Origin of the sequence: Saccharothrix variisporea (assembly GCF_003634995.1) — a bacterium.
GTDB classification, from domain to species: domain Bacteria; phylum Actinomycetota; class Actinomycetes; order Mycobacteriales; family Pseudonocardiaceae; genus Actinosynnema; species Actinosynnema variisporeum.
In genome coordinates, this window is the sequence record NZ_RBXR01000001.1 from 9,160,513 (window position 1) to 9,183,934 (window position 23,422).

16 protein-coding genes are annotated in these 23,422 nt (G+C 72.8%); 5 read left to right on the plus strand and 11 right to left on the minus strand.

Translation table 11 applies throughout. The annotated features are described in order from the left end of the window. Positions 1-216: 216 nt before the first annotated feature. Positions 217-1,740: a Re/Si-specific NAD(P)(+) transhydrogenase subunit alpha gene (locus DFJ66_RS41075; RefSeq protein ID WP_121230103.1), complete on the plus strand. Its 1,524-nt coding sequence runs from the start codon at positions 217-219 to the stop codon at positions 1,738-1,740. A 1-nt stretch (position 1,741) separates the two neighbouring features. After that, complete coding sequence (gene pntB, locus DFJ66_RS41080) at positions 1,742-3,124, plus strand: Re/Si-specific NAD(P)(+) transhydrogenase subunit beta (protein ID WP_121230105.1); 1,383 nt, start codon at positions 1,742-1,744, stop codon at positions 3,122-3,124. A 47-nt stretch (positions 3,125-3,171) separates the two neighbouring features. Here pntB and DFJ66_RS41085 read toward each other — a convergent pair whose 3' ends face one another. Continuing rightward, positions 3,172-4,227, minus strand: a complete 1,056-nt coding sequence (locus DFJ66_RS41085; RefSeq protein WP_121230107.1) for a glycosyltransferase family 4 protein — start codon at positions 4,225-4,227, stop codon at positions 3,172-3,174. After that, on the minus strand, positions 4,224-6,383 hold the full coding sequence (locus DFJ66_RS41090) for an amylo-alpha-1,6-glucosidase (protein ID WP_121230109.1): 2,160 nt from the start codon (positions 6,381-6,383) through the stop codon (positions 4,224-4,226). Before DFJ66_RS41090 ends, DFJ66_RS41085 begins: the two co-directional genes overlap by 4 nt. Positions 6,384-7,243: 860 nt before the next feature. Between DFJ66_RS41090 and DFJ66_RS43785 the strand changes: the two genes are divergently transcribed. From DFJ66_RS43785 to DFJ66_RS41105, 3 genes are all read left to right on the plus strand, one after another. Then, positions 7,244-7,621: a hypothetical protein gene (locus DFJ66_RS43785; protein WP_211351489.1), complete on the plus strand. Its 378-nt coding sequence runs from the start codon at positions 7,244-7,246 to the stop codon at positions 7,619-7,621. Positions 7,622-7,832: 211 nt separating this feature from the next. Then, the gene (locus DFJ66_RS41100) at positions 7,833-9,071 is read left to right on the plus strand and encodes a glycosyltransferase family 4 protein (RefSeq protein ID WP_170200038.1); all 1,239 of its coding nucleotides are present in this window, start codon (positions 7,833-7,835) and stop codon (positions 9,069-9,071) included. Continuing rightward, entirely contained in the window at positions 9,068-11,161 is a 2,094-nt protein-coding gene (locus DFJ66_RS41105; RefSeq protein WP_121230113.1) for an amylo-alpha-1,6-glucosidase, read from the plus strand. The genes DFJ66_RS41100 and DFJ66_RS41105 overlap by 4 nt, the downstream gene beginning before the upstream one ends. A gap of 77 nt (positions 11,162-11,238) precedes the next feature. On the opposite strand, the gene DFJ66_RS41110 is transcribed toward DFJ66_RS41105, so the two are convergent. From DFJ66_RS41110 to DFJ66_RS41145, 9 genes are all read right to left on the minus strand, one after another. Then, positions 11,239-12,219 (minus strand): SMP-30/gluconolactonase/LRE family protein, encoded by a 981-nt coding sequence (locus DFJ66_RS41110; protein WP_121230115.1) that lies wholly within the window; start codon positions 12,217-12,219, stop codon positions 11,239-11,241. Positions 12,220-12,250: 31 nt separating this feature from the next. After that, positions 12,251-14,326 (minus strand): PQQ-dependent sugar dehydrogenase, encoded by a 2,076-nt coding sequence (locus DFJ66_RS41115; RefSeq protein WP_121230117.1) that lies wholly within the window; start codon positions 14,324-14,326, stop codon positions 12,251-12,253. Positions 14,327-15,334: 1,008 nt separating this feature from the next. Then, complete coding sequence (locus DFJ66_RS41120; RefSeq protein WP_121230119.1) at positions 15,335-16,612, minus strand: VWA domain-containing protein; 1,278 nt, start codon at positions 16,610-16,612, stop codon at positions 15,335-15,337. A 39-nt stretch (positions 16,613-16,651) separates the two neighbouring features. Continuing rightward, positions 16,652-18,973, minus strand: coding sequence for a serine/threonine-protein kinase (locus tag DFJ66_RS41125; RefSeq protein ID WP_121230121.1), 2,322 nt, complete (start codon positions 18,971-18,973; stop codon positions 16,652-16,654). Then, positions 18,970-20,205 (minus strand): caspase family protein, encoded by a 1,236-nt coding sequence (locus tag DFJ66_RS41130; protein WP_170200040.1) that lies wholly within the window; start codon positions 20,203-20,205, stop codon positions 18,970-18,972. Before DFJ66_RS41130 ends, DFJ66_RS41125 begins: the two co-directional genes overlap by 4 nt. After that, complete coding sequence (locus DFJ66_RS43230; protein WP_170200042.1) at positions 20,202-20,573, minus strand: effector-associated constant component EACC1; 372 nt, start codon at positions 20,571-20,573, stop codon at positions 20,202-20,204. Before DFJ66_RS43230 ends, DFJ66_RS41130 begins: the two co-directional genes overlap by 4 nt. A gap of 9 nt (positions 20,574-20,582) precedes the next feature. Further along, positions 20,583-21,560, minus strand: coding sequence for a glutamate ABC transporter substrate-binding protein (locus DFJ66_RS41135; RefSeq protein ID WP_121230125.1), 978 nt, complete (start codon positions 21,558-21,560; stop codon positions 20,583-20,585). Beyond that, complete coding sequence (locus DFJ66_RS41140) at positions 21,557-22,882, minus strand: hypothetical protein (protein WP_121230127.1); 1,326 nt, start codon at positions 22,880-22,882, stop codon at positions 21,557-21,559. Before DFJ66_RS41140 ends, DFJ66_RS41135 begins: the two co-directional genes overlap by 4 nt. A gap of 198 nt (positions 22,883-23,080) precedes the next feature. Continuing rightward, positions 23,081-23,413 carry a hypothetical protein gene (locus DFJ66_RS41145; protein WP_147459536.1) on the minus strand — a complete coding sequence of 111 codons (333 nt, stop codon included), beginning with the start codon at positions 23,411-23,413 and terminating at the stop codon, positions 23,081-23,083. Positions 23,414-23,422: the final 9 nt, after the last annotated feature.

Sequence of the window (23,422 nt, forward strand, 5' to 3'; positions counted from 1 at the left end):
TGATCTCCGCACCTGCATTGATTCCGTTCCCAGCCCCGGGCGCTACGCTGCGGCGACACTGGCGGCGGGTGACCCTGGACACGTCGGTGGTCGCCTTGGTGGTGGCCCCGGCGCGCTCGTCGTCCTGGCGGCGGAGGTGACGGTGCCGTTGCACCCCCGAACGTGCAAGTCGTGCGGCCTCGCAGGGGTCGAGTCCGAGCAGGCGGTGGTGTCGCCGTGCTGATCGGGGTGCTCAAGGAGGCCGCGGACGGGGAGACGCGGGTCGCGGCGACGCCCGCGACCGTGCCCGCGCTGCGCAAGCTCGGGTACGAGGTGGTCGTCGAGCCGGGGGCCGGGGTGGCCGCCGACTTCACCGACGACGCCTACCTGGACGCGGGCGCGTCCGTGGGGTCGGTGGCGGAGGCGGACGTCGTGCTCGGCGTCAACGCGCCGACCACCGCCCAGCTCGACGCGCTGGAGGACGGGGCGACGGTGATCGCCATGCTGTCCCCGGCGCTGCGCCCGGACCTGGTCGAGGATCTCGCCAAGCGGCCGATCACGGCGCTGGCGGTCGACGCGGTGCCGCGGATCAGCCGGGCCCAGTCGCTGGACGTGCTGTCCTCGATGGCCAACATCGCGGGCTACCGGGCCGTGGTCGAGGCGGCGCACGAGTTCGGGCGGTTCTTCACCGGCCAGGTGACCGCCGCGGGCAAGGTGCCGCCGGCGAAGGTGCTGGTGGTGGGTGCGGGCGTGGCGGGGCTGGCGGCGATCGGCGCGGCGGGCTCGCTGGGCGCGGTGGTGCGCGCGACCGACCCCCGGCCCGAGGTGGCCGACCAGGTGAAGTCGCTGGGCGGCGAGTACCTGGCGATCTCGTCGCCGGAGGTCGAGGTCTCCGCCACCGGCTACGCCAAGGAGATGGGCGAGGACTACAAGGCGGCCGAGGCGCGCCTGTACGCCGAGCAGTGCGCGGACGTCGACATCATCATCACCACCGCGCTGATCCCCGGCCGGCCCGCGCCGCGGATCATCACCGCGGAGATGGTCGCGTCCATGAAGCGCGGTTCGGTGATCGTGGACATGGCCGCCCAGAACGGCGGCAACGTCGAGGGCACGGTGGCGGGCGAGAAGGTCGTGACCGCCAACGGCGTGACCATCCTCGGCTACACCGACCTGCCGGGCCGGCTGCCCGCGCAGGCGTCGCAGCTCTACGGCACCAACCTGGTCAACCTGCTCAAGCTGATGACGCCCGAGCAGGACGGGGAGCTCGTCGTCGACTTCGACGACGAGGTGCAGCGCTCGATCACGGTCGTGCGCGCCGGCGAGGTCACGTGGCCGCCGCCACCGGTGCGGGTGTCGGCCGCGCCCGCGCCCGTCGTGCAGGAGCCCGTCGCCGAGGTGCCCGCCAAGCGGGTCAGCCCGCTGGTGAAGTGGGGCCTGCCCGCGGTCGGGCTCGCGCTGTTCTTCCTGGTGCTGGCGACCGCGCCGGCCCCGATCCCGCGGCACTTCACGACGTTGATGCTGTCGATCGTCATCGGCTACTACGTGATCGGCCACGTGGCGCACGCGCTGCACACGCCGCTGATGTCGGTCACCAACGCGATCTCCGGGATCATCGTCGTGGGCGCGCTGGTGCAGCTCGGGTCGGCCGACCCGACCGTGACGGTCCTGGCGGCGGTGGCGGTCCTGCTGGCCTCCATCAACATCTTCGGCGGCTTCGCGGTGACCCGCCGCATGCTGGCGATGTTCCGGAAGGGGGACTGACGTGGTGGCCTCCGCCGCAGCCGCGAACATCGTCGCGGCACTGCTGTTCATCCTGTCCCTCGCGGGGCTGTCGAAGCACGAGACCTCGCGCGGCGGGCTGCGCTTCGGGATCATCGGCATGGCGCTGTCGCTGGGCGCCACCGTCCTGCTCGTGGTCGGCGACGCCGACCGGGTGCTGCCCGTGCTGCTGCTGTCCGCGGCGATCGTGGTCGGCGCGGTCGTCGGGCTGTGGCGGGCGCGGGTGGTCGAGATGACCGGGATGCCCGAGCTGATCGCGCTGCTGCACTCGTTCGTCGGGCTCGCGGCGGTGCTGGTCGGGTGGAACGGCCACCTGGAGCACACCGCCTACGCCGTGGCCTCGCTGGAGCGCATCCACTCCGCCGAGGTCGCGATCGGCATCTTCATCGGCGCGGTCACGTTCACCGGCTCGATCGTGGCCAACCTGAAGCTGTCGGCGCGCATCAACTCCAGCCCGCTCATGTTGCCGGGCAAGAACTTCCTCAACGTCGGCGCGCTGGTCGCGTTCGCGGTGCTCACCGCGGTGTACGTGGTCGAACCCGGCGTGTGGGTGCTGGCGGTGCTCACGGCGTTGGCCCTGGCGCTGGGCTGGCACCTGGTGGCATCGATCGGCGGCGGCGACATGCCGGTCGTGGTGTCGATGCTCAACAGCTACTCGGGCTGGGCCGCCGCCGCGTCGGGTTTCCTGCTGGACAACGACGTGCTGATCGTGACCGGCGCGCTCGTGGGGTCGTCGGGTGCCTACCTGTCCTACATCATGTGCAAGGCGATGAACCGGTCGTTCCTGTCGGTCATCGCGGGCGGTTTCGGCGTCGAAGCCGGGCCGGGCGGGGACGTGGACTACGGCGAGCACCGCGAGACCACCGCCGAGAACGTGGCCGAACTGCTCACGAGCGCCAAGTCGGTGATCATCACCCCGGGGTACGGCATGGCCGTCGCCCAGGCGCAGCACGGGGTCGCCGAGCTGACCCGGCGGCTGCGCGAGCGGGGCGTCGAGGTCCGCTTCGGCATCCACCCGGTCGCGGGCAGGCTTCCCGGGCACATGAACGTGCTGCTGGCCGAGGCGAAGGTGCCCTACGACGTCGTGCTGGAGATGGACGAGATCAACGACGACTTCAAGGAGACGTCGGTGGTCCTGGTGATCGGCGCGAACGACACGGTGAACCCGGCCGCCGAGGACCCCGGTTCGCCCATCGCCGGGATGCCGGTGCTCACGGTGTGGGAGGCGGAGAACGTCATCGTGTTCAAGCGCTCGATGGCGTCGGGCTACGCGGGCGTGCAGAACCCGCTGTTCTTCCGGGAGAACACGGCGATGCTGTTCGGCGACGCGAAGGACCGGGTGAACGACATCCTGGCCGCGCTCTGACCGGTTTTGCGCCGCGCGTGCCCGCTGGGTGCGCGCGGCGCTTGCCGTCAGACGGCCCGGCCGGTCCACCTCGACGGCGAGAGCACCGAGCGGTACACCTGCTCGTAGTGGGCGGCCATCGTGGTGACGTCGAAGCGGCGCTGGACCTCGGCGCGGCAGCGGTCGGGGCTCAGGTCGCCGACCCGGTGCAGCGCGGCGACGAGGTCGTCGTGGGTGTCGCAGACGAAGCCGGTGTCACCGTGCGCCACCACTTCCGGCACCGAACCCCGGCGCAGCGCCACCACCGGCGTGCCGCACGCCATCGCCTCGACCATCACCATCCCGAACGGCTCGTCCCACTGGATCGGGAACAGCAGGCAGCGCGCCGCCGCCAGCAGGCCGGGCTTCTCGCGGCAGCCGACCTCGCCCAGCCACTCGACGCCGTCGCCCAGCAGCGGCTCGACCACCTCGCGGAAGTACCGGTGTTCCTCGGGTTCGCGGCACTTGGCCGCGATGCGCAACGGGACGCCCGCGTCCGCCGCGGCGGCGATCGCCTCCGGGATGCCCTTCTCGGGCGTGGTGCGGCCCAGGAACACCGCGTAGTCCTCCTTGTCCCGCCGGAACGGGAAGGACTCGACCGGGACCGCGTTGTGGATCGTGGCGACCCAGTTCAGGTCCGCCGCCGCCGCGCGCTGCGCGTCGGACACGGCCACCAGGTGCACGCTGTCGCCCAGGCCCCGGTAGTAGCGGCCCATCTCGCCGGTGACGGGGGCGTGGGCGGTGACAACGGTGGGTTCCGCGCGGCCCCGGGCGAGCAGGGGGCCGGCGAAGCTGTGGTCGTGCACGACATCAGCGTCCACTTCGGACAGTATTGCCGTCAGTTCGGCGGCGTGCACGACTTCCGGGGTGTTCTGCCCCATGCGTGCGCACTGCGGCGTCCGGTAGGTCGGGATGAACCGCGCCGCCGACGTCCCGTTGCGCCCGACGCCGACGAGCACCACCTCGTGCCCGCGCGCGGTCAACTGCTCCACCAGGTGCGCGCACATCGCTTCCGTGCCCCCGTAACCGGTGGGCGGCAACTCCAGCCACGGCGGGGCGATCATCGCGATGCGCAACCCGGTCACGGCTCGGCCCGCCCGACCGTCTGCAACCCGGCGGGTGCGCGCACGACGTCGATGCCCTCCGGCAGACCCGTGACCCGGACGTCGTCGCCGTCCACCTCCAGCGACACCCGCACCCCGCCCATCGGCAGCCCGTCCAGCGCCAGCGGCCCGTACGACTCGGGCAGCACCGGGTCCAGCCACACCCGGCCGTGCGGGATGTCCGGCTCGACGCGCAGCAACACCCGCAGCAGGTGCACCGGCGCGGCCGACGCCCACGCCTGCGGCGAGCACGACGTGGGGTAGGGCACCGGTGCGGGCTGGTCGCGGCGGTCGAAGCCGCACAGCAGCTCCGGCGGCCGGCCACCGAACGCGGCGGCGGCGTCGAGGACGGCGACGGCGACGCGCCGCGCGTGCTCGACGAAGCCGTAGCGCATGAGTCCGGTCGCGACGATCGCGCTGTCGTGCGGCCACACCGAACCGTTGTGGTAGCTCATGGGGTTGTAGGCGCCCATGTCGGTGGCCAGCGTCCGCACGCCCCACCCGGTGAACATGCGCGGTGACAGCAGGGACTCCGCGACCGACTCCGCCCGGTCCTCGTCCACGATGCCGGTCCACAGGCAGTGCCCGATGTTGGAGGCCACCGCGTCCACCGGCTGCTTGTCGCCGTCCAGGGCGACCGCGTACCGGCCCTGGCGGGGCAGCCAGAAGCGTTCGTTGAACCGCTCCTTCAGCGCGGCGGCGCGCTCCCGCCAGTACCGCGCGCCGTCCGGGTCGCCGAAGTCGTCGCACAGGCCCGCCCGGGCCAGCTGGGCGGCGTAGACGTAGCCCTGCACCTCGCACAGCGCGATCGGCGGGCGGGCGATCCGGCCGTCCGCGAAGGTGACGCCGTCCCAGGAGTCCTTCCAGCCCTGGTTCACCAGTCCGCGCTCGGTGGCCCGCTCGTACTCCACGAAACCGTCGCCGTCGCGGTCGCCGTGCTCGTCCACCCACCGCAGCGCACGGTCCACGTGCGGCAGCACCGCCTCGACCCGGTCGCGTCCGATGCCCCAGCGCGACAGTTCGCCGACCAGGACCACGAACAGCGGTGTGGCGTCGGCGGTGCCGTAGTAGACGTTCCGGCCGCCCAGCGCCAGCGAGGCGTCCGCGCCGAAACGCATCTCGTGCAGGATCCGACCGGGTTCCTCCTCGCTGTTGGGCTCCACGCGTTGCCCTTGGTGGTGGGCGAGGGTCCGCACGGTGCCGAGCGCGAGCGTGGGGTCGATCGGCAGGCTCATGAAGGAGGCCAGGATCGAGTCGCGGCCGAACAACGTCATGAACCACGGCGCCCCGGCGGCGATCGCGGTGTCGTCGGGGCGATCGGGGTCGAAGATGCGCAACGCGCCGAGGTCCTGGCGGCTCTGCTGGAGCGTGGCGGCCAGCGCGGGGTTGCCGGTGTGGCGCAACACGGGCACGGCCTGGCGCCACTGCCGCGCGCTCTGGACGGGGAGGGACTGGTCGACCGGGCGGCCGGGCGGGAACAGCGGCTCCACCGCGTGGTCCTCCACCACCGGCTGCACGGTCACGGAGGTGCGCCACTCGCCCTTCGGTGGGATCTCGACGCGGAAGGTCACGGTCGAGGGCGCGAACTCGGCACCGTCCGCCGTGACCCGCGTGCCCCGGCTGCGCCGGTCCAGCCGCCGGGTGAGCCGGAGCCCGTCGGCCGTCACCTCGGAGGCGTGCTCGCCACGCGCCCGGACCCGCCCTTCCTTGACCTCGAACAGGTCGGCGAAGTCGGCTTCCACGTGCAGGGTGATCTCGTGGGAGACGGTGTCCCGGCCGTAGTTGCGCAGCAACAGGTCTTCACGCATCCCGGCGCCGACGTACCGGTCCCGGCACACGAACAACGTGCTCTCGGTCTGCGGCACCTTGGAACGCCCTCGACCGACGAACCGCCCCCGGAACGGCTCGGGCGTCACGGCGGTGATGTGCTCGACCGGCACACCGTCCACCCGCAACCGCCAGCCGGAGACGATGCGCGTGTCCTGGAAGAACGTCCCCTGCGCAGCAGCCCCGTCGATATCCCCTCCGCTGCCGCAAACGCAGAACGACGTGCCGTGCACCAGGGTGAGCGTGCCCGGCGAAAGCGTGACCGGCTCGCCGTCAAACGCCCAACCACCCTCCGTGCCGCCCTCCGTCATCAAACGCCTCCACTCCGTGCACCAGGCCGTCCCGCGGTTCGCTCTCCGCGGCTTGGGGTGCCACCACACCCACCCGCGAAACGCCCAACCGTCCCTTCGAGACGCTGCGCAGCACCGCCACGCGTGGCACTCCACCTGCTGGGGTGATGGGCGAGGTCCACCCCATTGGGCGACATGCAGGAATCGCAACGATCCGCGATCTCGCGCGATACCGTGAATAGGAACGGCGGACGGGACGGGGGAAAGGTCAGGCACAAACCGGCGCCCCGGCTCCCCACCCCGCCCCCACTCCACTCGCCCCCCACCCGCCGCCAACCCCGCCGGCCCGCTCCACCCGCCGCCAACCCCGCCGGCCCGCTCCACCCGCCGCCAACCCCGCCGGCCCGCTCCACCCGCCGCCAACCCCGCCGGCCCGCTCCACCCGTCCAGCGCCAACCCGCCTCGCGCTCCCCGGCCCAAGCCCGGCCCACGCGCCCCGGCCCAACCCGCCTCACGCGCGCATGCCCAACCCGCCTCACGCGCGCATGCCCGCCCGACCCGGCTGCCCACCGCCCGGTCTGGGACGCCCGGTCTGGGACGCGCCGCCTCCCGGCTCCCGCTTCGCACGCGACCCAGCTGCCGCATCGCACGCCGCCCGGCCTCCCGCGCCGCACGCCTGCTCGGCGTCGGCCGGCGCACCCACCCGCCGCTCGCCCCGGACTCCCGGATCCAGTTGGCCCGAGGGCGCGGCTTGCTGCTGTGGCTCGGGGCGCTTGACGTGGGCGGCGTGGCTCGGGTTGGGCGGCTCTCGCCGGTGACGGGAGGCGCGGGCGGCTCGGCTCGCGGGCGGTGGCGAGGCTCGCGCGGGGCGGTGCGGCCCGATGGCGCGGCCCGATGGCGGCCCGATGGCGCGGCCCGATGGCGCGGCCCGGCGGGGTGGCCCGATGGGGCGGCCCGGCGGGGTGGCGCGTGGGCGGGCGGCGCTGGGCGGGTGGCGCTGGGCGGGCGGCGCTGGGCGGGCGGCGCTGGGCGGGTGGCGCTGGGCGGGTGGCGCTGGGCGGGTGGCGCTGGGCGGGTGGCGCTGGGCGGGCGGCGCGTGGCGAGGCGGGGTCGCTGGGGTGGCGCGGCAGGAGTGGCGCGGCCCGGCGGGGCGGCGCAGCTTGAGCGGCTGGCTGGGGTGGCGCGGCTCGGCGCGGGCGGCGAGGCGGGTCGGCTGTGCGGCGCGGTGGCGTGGCTCGGGTGGTGGCGTGGCTGGCTGAGTGGCCTGGGCGAGTGCGGAGTGGGCGGCTGGGCGCGGGAGTGAGCGGCGAGGGCGGGAGAGTGCGGGTCGGTGGCTGAATCGGTTAAGTAGACCCAGCGGTTCTGTGATGCGGCTCTCGATTTGGGTGATCTTCTTGCGTCGTCCGAGGCGGGGTTGTTAGCACTCGATGGCGGAGAGTGCCAAGCCCGTCAGCTCAGGGAGGAAAGGTCTTGAGCGGCTCGCATGCCTTCACCGCTGGTCAGCGCGCGCGCCGTGCGTTGCGTGTGGCTCTGGTCGTACCGCCCTACTTCGACGTGCCGCCCAAGGCGTACGGCGGGGTGGAAGCGGTGGTTGCCGATCTTGCCGATGCGCTTGTCGCGCGCGGACACGCCGTCACCCTTGTCGGCGCGGGGGAGCCGGGGACCAAGGCCCGGTTCGTCCCCGTCTGGGACCGCACGGTTCCCGAGCGCCTCGGCGAGCCCTACCCCGAGGTCATGCACGCCCTCGCCGCTCGGCGCGCGGTCGAGCGGCTGATCGCGGAGGACGGGGTGGACGTCGTGCACGACCACACCTTCGGCGGTCCCCTCAACGCGCCGCGCTTCGCCGAGCTCGGTGTGCCCACCGTGGCCACCGTGCACGGGCCCGTGGACGCGGACCTGCGGCGCTACTACCGGGCGCTCGGTCGGGACGTGCACCTGGTCGCGATCAGCGACCGCCAGCGCGAACTCGCCCCCGAACTGAACTGGGTCGGCACGGTCCACAACGCGTTGCGCGTGGCGGACTGGCCGTTCCAGGAGTCCAAAGAGGACTACGCCCTGTTCCTCGGCCGCTTCCACCCCGATAAGGCACCACACCTGGCGCTGGACGCCGCCCACGCGGCGGGCCTGCCGGTCGTGCTCGCGGGCAAGTGCGCCGAACCGGTGGAGAAGGCCTACTTCGAGGCCGAGGTGAAGCCCCGGCTCACCGAGCGGGACCACGTGTTCGGAGTCGCCGACGCCACCGAAAAGCGCAAGCTGCTTGCCGCCGCTCGGTGCCTGCTGTTCCCCATCCGCTGGGAGGAACCTTTCGGCATGGTGATGATCGAGGCGATGGCGTGCGGCACGCCGGTCGTGGCGCTCAGGGCCGGCGCGGTGCCCGAGGTCGTGGTGGACGGTGTCACCGGGCTGGTGCGCGACCACCCCGACGAGCTGGTCCAGGCCCTGCACGACGTGCGCGACCTCGACCCGGCGGCGTGCCGGGAGCACGTGGCGGAGCACTTCGGCGCGGAGGCGTTGGGCGCGGGTTACGAAGCCGCCTACCTGCGGGCCCTGGAGCCGTCCAGTTCGGTGGCCTCGCTGCGGCGTGACTTCGCGGCCCTGGACGACGCCCTCGATCAAGCGATGGGACAAGACGCCCTCGATCAAGCGATGGGGCACAACGTGGGTGACGCGGGGCCGGCGGCGGTGTCGGCGGCCGGGGACGCGGCATGACCGTCGAACCCTTCAACGCGGGCGAACCGGCCGTGGTCGGCGGCGCCGTGACCCTGGTCGAGGGCAGCACGTTCTGCCTGTCCGACCACACCGGCGACATCGACCACGGCACCGCGCACGGCCTGTTCTTCCGCGACGCGCGCGTGCTGTCGCGGTGGCAGCTCCGGCTGGACGGGCACGTCCCGCACGCCCTGTCGGTGCTGCACCACGAGGCGTTCGGCGCGCGGTTCGTGCTGCGCCGCCCGCCCACCGCCGGGACCGCCGACAGCACGCTGCTGCTGGTGCGCGAACGCCTGCTCGGCGACGGCCTGCGCGAGACCATCACGCTGGACAACCTCGGCCGCGAGGCGACCGTCGCCCGGCTGGACCTGCACGTGGACGCCGACTTCGCGGACCTGTTCGCGGTGAAGGAGGGCCGTGCCGCGCACCGCGGCGCGGAGGCCTCCGCCTCGGGCAGCGACCTGCTGTTCCGCGACCTCGGCGACGGCTCGCGCGGGGTGACCGTGGCGGCGACGGCGGACCCCGTGGTGGCGCCGGGCGTGCTGAGCTGGCGGGTCGTGGTGCCGGCGGGCGGGCGGTGGTCCACCGAGATCGTGGTGCAGCCCAGCGTGGCCAACCGGCCGGTGCAGCCCCGGTTCCACCGCGGCGAGCGGATGGAGAGCAGCGCGCCCGCGCGCAAGATCCAGGCGTGGCGGGCGGCGAGCACGGTCGTGGCGGCGGGCGACCCGGTGCTGACCGGCGTGCTGCGGCGCTCGGAGAGCGACCTGGGCGCGTTGCAGATCCAGGACCAGTCCGGGCGGCCGTTCGTGGCGGCGGGCGCGCCGTGGTTCATGACCCTGTTCGGCCGCGACAGCCTGCTGACCGCGTGGATGGCGCTGCCGCTGGACGTCGGGCTCGCGCTGGGCACGTTGCAGACGCTGGCCGAGACCCAGGGGCGGCGCGTGGACCCGACCACCGAGGAGGAACCCGGTCGGGTCCTGCACGAGCTGCGGCTGGGCCCCGACAGCACGGACGTGCTGGGCGGCAGCCACTACTACGGCACCGTCGACGCGACCCCGCTGTTCGTGATGCTGCTGGCCGAGGCGTGGCGGTGGGGCGCGGACGAGGAGGTCGTGCGGTCCCTGCTGCCCGCGGCGGACGCGGCCCTGACCTGGGTGGACCGCCACGGCGACCGGGACGGCGACGGGTTCGTGGAGTACCGCCGCGCCACCGACCGCGGCCTGCTCAACCAGGGCTGGAAGGACAGCTTCGACGGGGTCAACGACGCTGACGGGCGGGTGGCGGTGCCGCCGATCGCGCTGTGCGAGGTGCAGGGCTACGTCTACGCCGCCCGGCTGGCCCGCGCCGAGCTGGCCGAGGCGTTCGGCGACCCGGCGACCGCCGCCGCGCAGCGCGAACGGGCCGAGAAGCTGCGGGCGGCGTTCGCGGAGGCGTTCTGGCTGCCCGACCGGGGTTGGTTCGCCGTGGCGCTGGACGCCCGCAAGGCCAGGGTGGACGCGCTGACCAGCAACGCCGCGCACTGCCTGTGGACCGGCATCGCCACCGACGAGCACGCGGCGCAGTTGGTGGCGCGCCTGGCCGAGCCGGACATGGACACCGGGTACGGGCTGCGAACCCTGTCGTCGTCCATGGGCGCGTACAACCCGATGAGCTACCACAACGGCTCGGTGTGGCCGCACGACACGGCGATCGCGGTCGCGGGCCTGCTGCGGTACGCGCACGTGCCGGGCGCGGTGGAGCTGGCCCACCGCCTGGCCGACGGGCTGCTGGACGCGGCGGCGGCCTTCGGCGGCCGGCTGCCGGAGCTGTTCTGCGGCTTCTCCCGCACGGACTTCAGCCCACCCGTGCCGTACCCGACGTCTTGCTCCCCGCAGGCGTGGGCCAGCGCCGCACCACTGCTGCTGGTCCGCTCGGTGCTGGGCCTGAACCCCCACGTGCCGCAGCGGCGCCTCGCGCTGTCCCCCCACGTGCCGTCCCGCTGGGGCGACCTCGCGCTGACCGACCTGCGCCTGGGCCAGGCGACCGTGCACATCAGGGCGCACGGGGACCGGGCGGAGGTCGACGGCCTGCCGGACGGCTGGACGTCCTGACCTTCGCAGGGCCGTCCCGGAGTAGCCACGGCGACCGGACACGGGAAGCCGGGCTACTCCGGGAACGTGCGCTCGCGTCAGTACGGGTTGCCGGGCACGTTGAGGCGCACCTGGTAGAGCCCGAACGCGCCGGGAGTCCCCGAGGTGATGTACAGGGTCCGCCCATCCGGGCCGCCGAACGCCGCGTTCGTCGTGTTGCGGCCGGCGGAGATGGTGCCCAGCAGGGCACCGGACGGGGAGTAGACGCGGATCAAGCCTTCGTCGTAGGAGGCCCAGTAGATGTTGCCCGCGCAGTCGATGGTCGCGCCGTCCGGAGTCCGCATCGACGCGAACGTGGTGCGGGTGCCGGTGCTGCCGTCAGGGTTGACGGTGTACTTCATGATCGCGTTGTTGCCGGTGGCGCCGACGTAGAGGGTGTTGCCGTCGGGGGAGAGGACGATGCCGTTGGGTTGCGACAGCGTGTAGTCCACCAGGCTCACGACGCCGTCACGCACGCGGAAGACGCCGGTTCGGCCGCCTTGCTCGTCGGCGCGGTAGCCGCGCTGGTAGTTGGGGTCGGTGAAGTACGTCGTGCCGTCGCTGCGGAGGGTGAGGTCGTTGGGGGAGTTGAACGCCCGGCCCTGGTAGTTGGCCGCGACGGTGGTGCGGCTGCGGTCGGCGGTGCTGTAGGAGGAGACCGTGCGGTTGTCGTGGGTGGCGGCGAGCAGGCGGGAGCCGTCCGGGGAGATCGCGAGGCCGTTGCTGCCCGAGTTGGCGATGAACGTGTCGAAGGTCGCCGGTGGCGTGAACCGGAGCACCGAGGACGGTTGCACGCCCTGCGGACCGGTGGGGCTCTGCATGTTCGACAGCAGCAGGGTGCCCGTGCGCTGGTCCCAGGTGGGTCCTTCGAGGAAGTTGAACCCGCCCCGCACGAGTTGGGCCGTGACCGAGGTCGACGGCAGCGGCGGGCCGTAGCTCGCGCCGGGTGTGCACACCGACGCGGCGGTGGCGGTGGCGGTCGGTGTGAGCGTGCCGGCGAGCGCGATCGCGACGGCGGCGAGGGTCTTGCGGCGAGTCATGGAGACTCCCTTCTTGACGGGGATGGTCGACTCACCGTCCGAGCTCGACCTTGAGGATGCGTTCGTTGCTGTTGTTGGCGATGCTGTCCTTGTCGCCGTAGTTGCTGGTGGTCAGCCACAGGCCGCCGTCGGCGGACGGCTCGACGGTGCGCAGCCGCCCGTAGGTGCCGGTGAGGTACTGCTGGACGTTGGTCAGGCTCTCGCCGGAGATCTCCGCCCGGTACAGCCGCTGGCCGCGCAGGCACGCGATGTAGAGGACGTCACGGACCACGGCGACGCCGCTGCACGAGCCCTCGGCGACCGGGTAGGTGCGTTTGGGCGCGACGGTGCCGCCGCAGGTTCCGGTGGTGCCTTCGCACTGCGGCCAGCCGTAGTTGCCGCCGCGGACGATCAGGTTCGTCTCGTCCATGATGGAGTTGCCGAACTCCTGCTCCCACAACCGGCCCTGCGAGTCGAACGCCAGGCCCTGCGGGTTGCGGTGGCCGTAGCTCCACACCGCCGTGCCGAACGGGTTGTCCGCGGGGATCGTGCCGTCGCGGTTGATCCGCAGCACCTTGCCGGCGAGGTTCGCGCGGTCCTGCGCCCAGTCGCCGTTCTGGCCGTCGCCGGTGGCGATGTAGAGCGTGCCGTCCGGCCCGAACCGCAGCCGCCCACCGTTGTGGTACTTGTTGCGCGGGATGCCGGTCAGCAGCACCTGCGGGGTGCCGGTGAGCGCGCCGCCGGTGTAGCGGATGCGCACCACCCGGTTGTCGGTCGAGCTGGTGTGCATGACGTACAGCCACGGGTCCGCGGTGAAGTCGGACGCCACGGCGAGGCCGAGGACACCGCCCTCGCCGTCCGTGCCCGCCGCGTTCGGCACCCGCCCGACGACGGTCTTCGCACCGGTGGCGGGGTCGAGGCGGACGACCTCGAAGGCGTCGCGGCGGCCGAAGAGCACCTGCCCGTCCGGCAGCGTGGTCAGGCCCCACGGCAGGTCGGTCTCGGTGGTGACGGCGGTGATCGAGCACAGCGCCGAAGCACACGAGTCACCCGTGGTCACGACGACCGGCGTGCTCGCGGCCGAGCGGTTGGCCTGCGCGTCCCGAGCGCGGACCTGGTACTGGTAGCGGGTGTTCGCAGCCAGCCCGCTGTCGGTGAACGTGGTCGCACCGCTGGTGGAACCGACCTGGGTGCCGTCACGCAGGACCTCGTAGCCGGTGACGCCGACGTTGTCCGTGGACGCCGTCCACCGCACCGTGACGGTGGTGCCCGACGCCGTCGCCGTCACGCCGGTGGGCGTGGTCGGTGGCACGGTGTCGGCCTGGCACTGCGGCACGGTGATGGTGACCGTCGCACTGGCCTGGGAGACGTTGCCGGCGGCGTCGCGGGCGTTGACGTAGAGACCCCAGGTGGCGCCGGGCGTGACGGTCAGGTTCGCCGACAGGGCCGTGCCCGGCACCGAGGTCACGAGCTGACCGTCGTGGTAGACGTCGTAGAACGCCACCCCGACGTCGTCGGTGGACGCCGACCAGGAGAACGTCACCGAGCTGCACGTCAGGTTCGAGGCACGGGGATTGCCCGGCGCGGTCGGCGGCGTGGTGTCCGTGCCGAGCTTGACCAGTTGCCACTGCTGGTTCGCGCCACCGGTATCGGGCAGCTGGACGATCCGCGCGCCATCGGCGGTCGAGGACCCGAACACGTCCACCGCCTTGCCACTGGCCCGGTTGAGCAGACGCACGAAGCCACCGGTGGAGTCGGCCAACCGGAACTGCTGACCGGAGGTGTTGGCGTCGGTGGTCTGCACCAGGCCGGCGTAGTCGGCAGTGGACGGGAAGCTGAGGACTTTGGTGCTGTGCCTGGACTTCAGGCGGTAGTAGCCGCCGCCGGAGTCCACGAACTGCCACTGCTGCCAGGCACCGTCGTTGCGCGTGTACTGGGAGATCCGGGCGCCGTCGGCGGTGGAGCGTCCGTAGACGTCCAACGCCTTGCCGCTGTTGCGGTTGACCAGCACGTACCAGGCGCTGGTGTCCACAGTGGCGGCCGTGGCGGTGGTCGTCGGGAGGACAAGACCGAGAACCGACAGCACCACCAGCCACAGCGCTCGGGTGCTCCCGCGTGGATCGGGCATGGTGTTCCTCTCACAGTGGGATGGACGCGGCACCATGCGCCGTCGATGGCGGTCGACGTGCGGTGAAGTGTTCGGGTGTGCTCAGGGGCGACGAGCGACGGTCGCGGAGGGGACCAGGCCGGATCTGCGGCGGTCCGAGAACGACCCGGTCATGTGCAGCGCACGTGGTGCCATGCTTCGCCTCCTTGCGAGCAGGGTTGCGTGGCGGCGCGGGTCGAGCAACGTGGGAGCGTTCCCAGACGGCACCGTAGCGCAACCGGTTCGACACCGACAAGCCGTCCCCGAAGCAGGGAGTCGCCCGCACACTTCGGCGAAGCCGGCGAGCGGCAGTCCGCCTGCCGAGTGGCAGTCCGCCTTGCCGAGTGGGCAGTCCGCCTTGCTGAGTGGGCAGTCCGCCGGAGCGGACACAACCCAACTTGGGCTTCTTGCTTTTGTCATCTCCGTATGGCCTGCCCGAAGGGCTACCGCATTTTCCAGGGGTTGCAGCCGAAAGTTTTGCGAGGAACGAGCAAAAGTTTTAGCGGCAACCCCTGGAAAATGTGGTAGGCTCCGCCAGGCCATACGGAGATGGCAAAAGCAAGAAGCCCCCGCCGTTGCAGTTGAGTCATCTTTGGTGGCCTGCCCGCCGGCGAGGCGCTTTTCGCTTTTAAGCGCTTTGAACTCAACGCTTCGCTCTCAAGCCGAACGCGCTCCGCGCTTGGAACGCGCGATGCGCTCGAAAGATCAAAAGATGAAAAGCGGCGCTCGCCGCGCGGCAGGCCGCCAGCGGGGGGTGAAGGGCGTCGGTTCCCCCGCCGTATGGCCTGGCGGAGCCAACCACAGATTTGCCGGGGTGCCGCTAAAACTTTTTGCTCGTTCCTCGCAAAAACTTTCGGCTGCACCCCGGCAAATCTGTGGTAGCCCTTCGGGCAGGCCATACGGCGGGGGAACCGAGGCCCTCCACCTGTGGTTGAGACCACACGCAAAAAGCACGCGCTGCGCGCGTCGAAAAGCTAAGGCGCCTGGTCGTCAGGGCTTGTCGCGCCACCGCTTCGTCGTTCGGGACTGCAGCTCCAGCATCTCCCTGTCGACCTCCTCCATCTCGCGCCGGATCCGCACCCGCGCACTGGCGGCGTCGTCGACGTGAACGACCTTGTCGAGCATTTCCAGCGTCTCGACACGCCCCGACCGCTCGGCCAACTGCGCTGCTCGGCCCAGTTGGGCGGCGGCTTCCTCGTCGCGGCCGGCGCGCATCGCGATCAGGCCGGACTGGAGGGCTTCGCCGAGTTCGACCTGGCCGGTGTAGTGGGCGACCTTCGGGCCGATCATGGTGGACAGTGCCGGGTCGTCGGTCCACACCGCCGGTACCAGGCCGCCGCCGGCCAACTCGGTGTCGCCGCTGACGACGCCGACCAGGGCGGCCAGGACTTCCTCGCCGACCTCCTTGCCGGGGGGCAGTTCGACCGACAGGTGGTAGTCCCTGGTTTCCGCGCCCCACGAGCCGGTCGGGTAGTCGCCGGTCTGGTCGGTCACGTCTGTGCGGCGGTCGGTGAGGTCTACGCGGTGCGGGTGCACCTCCTTGAGGAAACGGACGCGGCTGCCCTGGGGGTGCCACACGCGCAGTGCCACGTTGGCGATGGTCGTGCTCATGAAGCTCTCCGCCATCGCGCGGAACTCGTCGACCAGTCCCTCCGGGTCGGGCAGGCCTCGCGCGCTGCCGTGCAACGCGTCGGCGATCGCCATCAGCGTTGCCGCGGCCCATCCCGTGCCGACGCCTCGGCTGTCGCAGACGAAGTGGTCGCGGCACCGCTTCAGGGTGGCGTCTAGCTCCTGTGGGCGCTGGGTGTGGCCGTCGGTGAGCAGGATGCCGTGCTTGATCTCCACCTCCTGCTCGGCCAGCAGGCGGTCCGCGAGGTCGACCCACGTGCCGATCGCGGTGCCGCCGTTGGCCCACAGGCCCCGGATCGCCTTCCTGGCCTCCTCCTTGGTGCTCGGGGACGCGGCGACCATCCCGAAGGTCGGCGGGTACACCATGCGGGCGGTCTCGGTGCCGGCGACGACGGCGAAGGCGACGCCGTCGTTGAGCATGTCGACGGCGACGGCGGTGGCCCGCTTGGCCTCCACGATCCGGTCGCCGCCCATCGAGCTGGAGCAGTCGATCATGATGACCTGCGCGGCGGTCGGTGCCGGCCCCTTGCGCTTGTCGCCGCTGCTGACCGAGATCACCGCGTCGATGACCTGCTGCCCCGCCGAGAGGTACTTGTTGTGGTCGACGGTGATCTGGAAACCGGGTGATGGCTGGCTCACGAGCGCTCCTGGGGTGCACGGGGTCCCGGACGACCGGGGTCAGAACAGGGTTCTGGGGCGGACCCGGTTCGCCCGCCGGACCAGCGCGACCTTGTCGTCGGGGTCGGCGGTGACGGTGGCCAGGTCGCGGTAGGCCTTCTCCAGGCCGAACCGCAGGTCGCGTTCCTCCAGCGCGTGCCCGAGGACCTCGCCCGAGCGGTCGTGGTGGCCGTTGCCGCCGGTCACCCACGTCAGCGTCGCGTCGAGGATCCGGGCGGACAGCGCGGCGCGCTGTTCGATGCCCAGCTCCAGCGCGGTCAACCGCGCGGCGGCGTCGAGCAGGTCCGGCTTGTCCGGTTCGGCGGCGAGCCGGGTCCGGATGGCGGCGATCTGGGCGTTGCGGTGCCGGCTGGAGGTGTCGGGCACGCGGTCGAGCGCCTCGACGGCGGCGGCGAGGTCGCCCCTGCGGCGCAGCACCCGCGCCAGGCCGAACGCGGCGCTGACGTACCGGTTGTCGGTGCGCCACACGCGGGCGTACAGCTCGCCGGCGCGGTCGTCCTCGCCCGCGCACTCGGCCGCGGCGGCGAGCGCGAGCTTGGGCGTCAGCTCGCCGGGCAGGGCGTCGTAGACGGCGTCGAACTCGCGCAGCGCGTCCTCCGGCCGCCCGGCCGCCATCGCGTGGACGCCGCGGTACCAGGCGATGCGCCAGTGGCCGGGCAGCTCCCGCGCACACGCGTCCAGGTCGGCGCGGGCCTGGTCCAGCCGGCCGGCCGCGATCAGCGCGGCGACCAGTTGGAGCCGGACCTCGGTGCTCTGGACGGGGATGGCCCGCAACGCGGCGATCATGCCGTCGGGGTCGGACGCGGCGATCGCGGCGAGGTGGGCGGCCGACTCGTCGCCGGGGTCCACCAGCGGGGCGGGCAGCGCCTCGGGCACGCGGGTCCAGTCGACCCCGTCACGCCCGGACTCCGCGTCCTCGGCGCCGAACGTCCTCAGCTCGACCGCGAACTGCGTCGACACCGTGAGGCGCGGCTTGCCGTCCTCGGCCGCCAGCACCTCCAGCAGCACGCCCTCCACCTGGCCGCGCATCTCCTCGGCCGAACCGAACCGCCGCTCCGGCACGGTGTGCGTGGCCCGGCGCAGCAGGCGGTAGTACGAGTCGTGCGCGGCCAGCAACGGCACCGACTCGCGGGCGGGCAGGGTGTAGCGGTTCTCCTCGCGGGAGAAGCCCGCGAACGGGAAGCTGAGCACGGCGAGCGCACGGCCGACGGTGTGGAGGTCGGAGGCGACCGACGGGCCGCGGCGACCCAGTTCCGGCGCCGCGAACCCGGGCGTGCCGAACAGGACGTCCCCAGGGTCGCGCGCGTCCACGACCGCCCCGAGGTCGATGAGCTTGATCTCGCCGCTGGTGGTGTAGAGGACGTTGTCGGGCTTGAAGTCGCAGTACAGCAGGTCGTGCGAGTGCAGGTGCTCCAGCGCCAGCAGCACGTCCGAGCCGAACGCGAGCACGACCGGCAGCGGCAGCGGCGCGCGGCGGCCCTGCTCGTCGCGGTGGTCGAGGAAGATCTCCTGCAACGACCGGCCCTCGACGTACTCCATCACGATGTAGCCGTCGAGCTTGCCGGTGCGCGGGTCGCGGTGCTGCACGAAGTCGTTGATCTTGACGATGTTCGGGTGCTTGACCTGCAGCAGCCGCCGCCGCTCCTCGATGGCCTGCTTGATCGCGACCGGGTCGTCGGAGTCGACGAGCCCCTTGAGGACGACCAGGTGGTCGGTCTCGCCGTCGCTGAGGTGCCGGTCGCGGGTGAGGTAGATCCAGCCCTGCCCGCCCCGCGCGATGCACCGCAGGACCTCGTACCGGTCGGCCACCAGCGTGCCCCGGCCCAGCGCGGGCGCGAAGGAGAACCGGACGCCGTCGTTCGGGCAGGTCCCCTCGGTCGGTCCCGGCCGGCCGTCCACCCCTCGGCCGACCGGTGCGCGGCACTCGCGGCAGAACCGCTTGCTCTCGGGCACCTCGACCAGCGACGGCCCGTCGGTGCCGGGCTCGCGGGGTGGTGGGGGCGGCAGGTCCACCAGGCCGCCGCCGAGCGCGGTGCGGCGCCTGCCGGGCTGGGGGACCGTCCCGGTGGCCGTGCGGGGTGCGGTTGTGGATCCGCCCGGCCATCCCGGTGTCGTCGTGCCCCGCGAGCCCGGTGTCGTCGTGGCCGGAGCGCCCGGTGTCGTCGTGGAAGGCGGGGCCGGAGTCGTGCCCGGCGCTGTCTGCGTGGTCGTCGCCTTGGCCGGCGGTGGTGGGCCGGCGGGTTCCGCCTTGTGGCCGCAGGTGCCGCAGTAGCCGTGCGCGAGGATCGTCCCCCCGCAGCCCGCCCTGGTGCACGCGCTCATCGTCTCTCCCTCCGGTCGGCGACCGCCCGGACGTACGCGTCGACGGCGGTCCCGGCCGCGTCGAGGTCGCACGGCTTGACCCACAACGAGGTCCACGCCCTCTCGTGCAACGCGTGGACCTCCGCCTCCTCGGCGAACCCCCGGCGCGCGGCGATCACCCGGTAGGACTCCAGCAGCCCGCGCAGCTCGTTGCGGACGTCCAGGGGCCGCTCGACCACCGCCCGCAGCGCTCCGATGGCGTCGTGGGCGGCGACGAGGTCGGCGTCGAGCGCGTCGAGCTCCGCGGCCGAGGGCCGGCCACCGGTCGCCATGCGTTCGTCCAGGTGGCGCACGCGCTCCCGCAGCCGCGTCGCGGAGGCGGTGAACGGCGGCAGGTCCGGGGCCAGGATCCGGTCCACGGTCAGGTCGTAGCGCCGCTTGGTGTCCTCCTCGGCGGCGTCGAGCGCCTCCGCGCGGGCACCGAGCTCGGTCAGCTTCCGCCGGACCTTGTGCGCCGCGTTGGGCGCCAGCGCGAGCGACGCGGCGGTGTCGCTGTGGTGGCAGCCCGGTTCGGGGAAGCCCTGAGCGCGCAGGCCGGCGGACACCTCGCGGAACAGGGCGTCCAGGGTGAGCAGCACGCTGGGTTCCGAAGCGATGCCGTCGCGCAGCACGCGGAGCAGTTCGCCGGTGAACAGGGTGTTGCGCCGGGACGCGGGGGCCAGCGCCTTGCCGAAGGCCGAGGCCAGCACGTACGCCCCGCTCACCTCGACGTGGTGCAGCACCTCCGCCGAGCCGGACATGGTGCCCGGCAGCGCGGTGCCCGCGAAGCAGCAGTCGAGGACCAGCACGCGGATCTTCGCCCGGCTGCGGTGGATGTACTGGCGCAGGTCGGCGCAACGCAGGGCGGACGTGCGCAGCGAGTCCGGCTTGCTGTCGCGCAGCGTCAGGCACAGCTCGTTGTCGCGGTCCCAGGTCATCTCGCCGTGCCCGGCGTAGTAGACCAGCAGCACGTCCTCGGCCTCGCGCACCGACTCCAGGATCCGCTCGCCCAGGCCGCCCTGGTCGGGCGGGTCGAGCACGACCGCGCAGTGCTCGCGGGCCAGGTTCGCGCCCAGCGGGGACGTGAGCAGGGCGGCGAGGTCCTGGAGGTTGTGCGCCACCCCGGGCAGGTCGTCGAAGGCGGGGTGGGTGTAGGAGCTGGTGCCGACGAGCACCGCGCGCGACCTCGCCGGGTCGGGCAGGCGTTCGATCACGTGGCGCCGCCCCCGTGCTCGTCCAGGACCTTCCGCAGCACCGCCTCCACGTCCGCCGGGTTGCCCTTGGCCTGCTTGACGTCGACCTCGGTGCTGCGGCCGTCCGGCCCGCTGACCTTGATCCGGATGTGGGAGCGGCGGCTGACCAGCCAGGTCGCGAGCGAGCCCGCGAGGGCGGTGGCCGCGCCGCCGTTGCCGACCGCGACCGACACCACGTCGGTGAGCCACCCCATCTGCTCGGGGTCGCGGTCGGGCGCGCCCAGGGTCACCGCTCCCCGCAGTTCGGGGCGGCTGACCAGCCAGCCGTGCAACGACTCCAGGTCGGCGAAGGCGTCGTCGGTCTCTTCGATCCGGATGGCGGCGCTCACGCGTGCTCCTCACTCCGAGCGGTACCGGGGGGTCGGCGGGTCGGCCTCGCCGATGTGCGTGGCGAGCCAGTCGCCTTGCAGCCGCTTCCACGTGCCGTCCGCGATCATCTTTTCCAGCACCGCGTTGACGAACCGCACGAGGTCGAGCCGGGGCTTGGCGATCGCGATCCCGGTCGGGTCGGAGCGCAGGCTCGGCCCGACGATCTGGGTCGCGGGGTCCTGCGCGGCCAGCCCGGCGAGGATGATGTCGCCGGTGGAGACCGCGTCCACCTGACCCTGCTGGAGCAGCAGCAGGCAGTCGCTGGTGTTCGCGGCGCCGACCGGGACCGGGTGGGACGCCGCCTGCGCGACGGGCCGGAGGTTCGTGCTCCCGTTGGAGGCGCACACCTTCTTCCCGCCGAGGTCGTCGATGCTCCGCACGCCCGAGGAGCGGTGGACCAGCAGCCGTTGCCGCGACGAGTAGTACGCGCTGGAGAAGTTGACCTGCGCCCACCGCTCGCAGGTCATGGTCATGCCGGCGAGGACGATGTCGACCGGGTTCTCCTCCGCCACCAGCGCGGGGATCCGCTCGTCGGCGTTGAGCGAGCGGTACTGGATCCGCTCGGCGATCCGGGCGCGGTCACCGCCGAAGATCGCGAACGCGACCTCCTCGACGATGGCGGTCTCGAAGCCGAGCATCCGGCCGTCGCGGGGGTCGCGGTAGCCGAGCAGGTAGGCGTTCGACCCGACGCCGACGACGAGCTTGCGCTTGCCGATCTCGGCCATCGTGGAGCCCGCGGGCGGTGCGCCGGGTGGCGGCAGCGGGCCGTCCGGCCGGAAGCTCAGCTCGGCCTGGCAGTCGTTCTTGCCCTCCTCCGGGATCGGCGCGGGGTCCGACACCCCGACCGGGGCGGGCACCGGGACGGAGAACGGCGCTCGCGGCGGTGCCGCTTCCGGTGTGGCGCACCCGGCGACGGCGAGCAGGGCGACCAACGCCAACCGCTTCATCGGAACTCCCGGATCCTCGGCGCGAAGCCGAAACCGACGGCCAGCGCGGCCAGCCCCATGAGCACCGCGACGACCAGCTCGCCGCCGGCCACCGCGTCGCGCGCCGACCGGGACTCCGCCTCGAACCGCTCGGTGGCCACTCCGATCGCGGCGGCGAGCTCCTGGTCCACCACGGTGGACGGCTCGGCCGTGCCCTTCGGGTCGGCGCCGGTGGCCAACCGCACCGCGAGGTTGTAGTCACCGCTGTCGTCCGCGGTGCGCAGGTCGCGGTGGTGGTCCTGCCACTGCCGCCACGCCTGGACGGCCTTGTCCACCGCGGGCCTCGTGGTGTCTCCCGCCGCGTTCGTGGCGACCGCGAAGAGCCCTTGTTCGCCGTTGAGCTTGCCGGCCTTGTCGGCGTAGGCGAGCTCGTACGGGCGCCCGTTGCCGCGGGCGACCAGCGCCAGCGACTCGTCGGCGCGGGCCTGCAACGCCATGACCCGCGCGTTGGCGAACGCCTCGACCTGCCCGGTGCTCTCCCGGGCCGCCGCACCGTGCGAGGCCGCGGAGAACGACGCGATGGCCAGCCACGTCACGGCGGCCAGCACGCACGCCGTCGCGGCGAGCAGCCCGCGGTTGAAGATCCGCCGGGTGCCGCGCGCGAGGTGCACCTGCGCGGCCACCAGCGCCGCCAGCGCCAGCACCCCGGCGCCCAACGCGACCCAGCCGACCGCCGCCGCGTCGTCCTGCGCGGCGGCCAACCGCGCGTTCTCCTGCCGCAGCAGCTCCTCCGCCGCCGGCAGCATGATCGTGTGCGCCAGCGCGGAGGCTTCCCGGAGGTAGGACGCGCCCTGCGGCAGGCCTCGCCGGTTGAGCGCGCGGGCGGTCTCGATGATCCCGGTGTAGACCGGGAGGTGCGTGGAGATCCGCGTGATCGCCGCGGCGCTCCCGCCACCGGCCGCGCCCGACGCGGCGGTGCCCAGCGCGGCGGACGCCTCGGCGATGTTGGTCCGGTAGCGGTCCCGCGACTGCGGCGGCTCGACGTCACCGACCAGGAACGCGCCCGCCGCCGTCGCGTCCGCGTCGGAGATCGACTGGTAGCTCTCCAACGCGGCACCGGTCAACGGCCCGCCGCGCTGGAGCACGTCGTCCAGCGCGGCCCGGCGGTGCTGCACGTCCAGCGCCCCGAGGAGGCCGGACACCAGGCACAGCAGCGCCAGGACGGCGGCGAGGGCGATCAGCGGACCCGGCGGACGGCGCAGTGATGCGAAGCGGGGTGGAATGGCTCGTGAGCGCGCGACCGGCGGTGTCGTGGACCGCGGGTCGCGCGTCGGTAACGCCACGGGTGCTCCCTGTGGTCGGGATCATGTACTGCTTGCATCGGCGGCGGCCGGATCGTGTTACGGCATATCGCGAAAAGCTGCTCCGACTTTAGACCCGCCGCGGGCCCGCCGCGGCGGATTCGGCGAAGAGCGGCGGGGTCAGCGCGGGCGGATCACCCCGTGTTCGGCCCCGTTGACTGCAAACGGCCAGACCCGCGCTCAGCCGATCAGCACCCAGTCGCCGCCGTCCGGGTTGGTGAACACGTGGTCCCGGTCGTCCACGGCGACCAGGCGCGCGCCCACCACCGGTAGCACGCCGGGGTCCTGCCGGGTCGGCGTGCGCCAGATCGGGTCGGCGGTGGAGACGCCGCCGTCGAGCTCGACCAGGCGACCGTCGGGCGTGGCGAGGCTCAGCCGGGCGGTGATCACCCCCGACGGGGCGTGTGCGCGGGCGTTCGCCGGCGTGTCGAACAGCGCCGGGCCACCGTACTTGTCGGGCGTGTTCAACCACCGGACACGAGTCACGACGCTGCCGATCTCCACTGGGCGCACCCTGGGGAC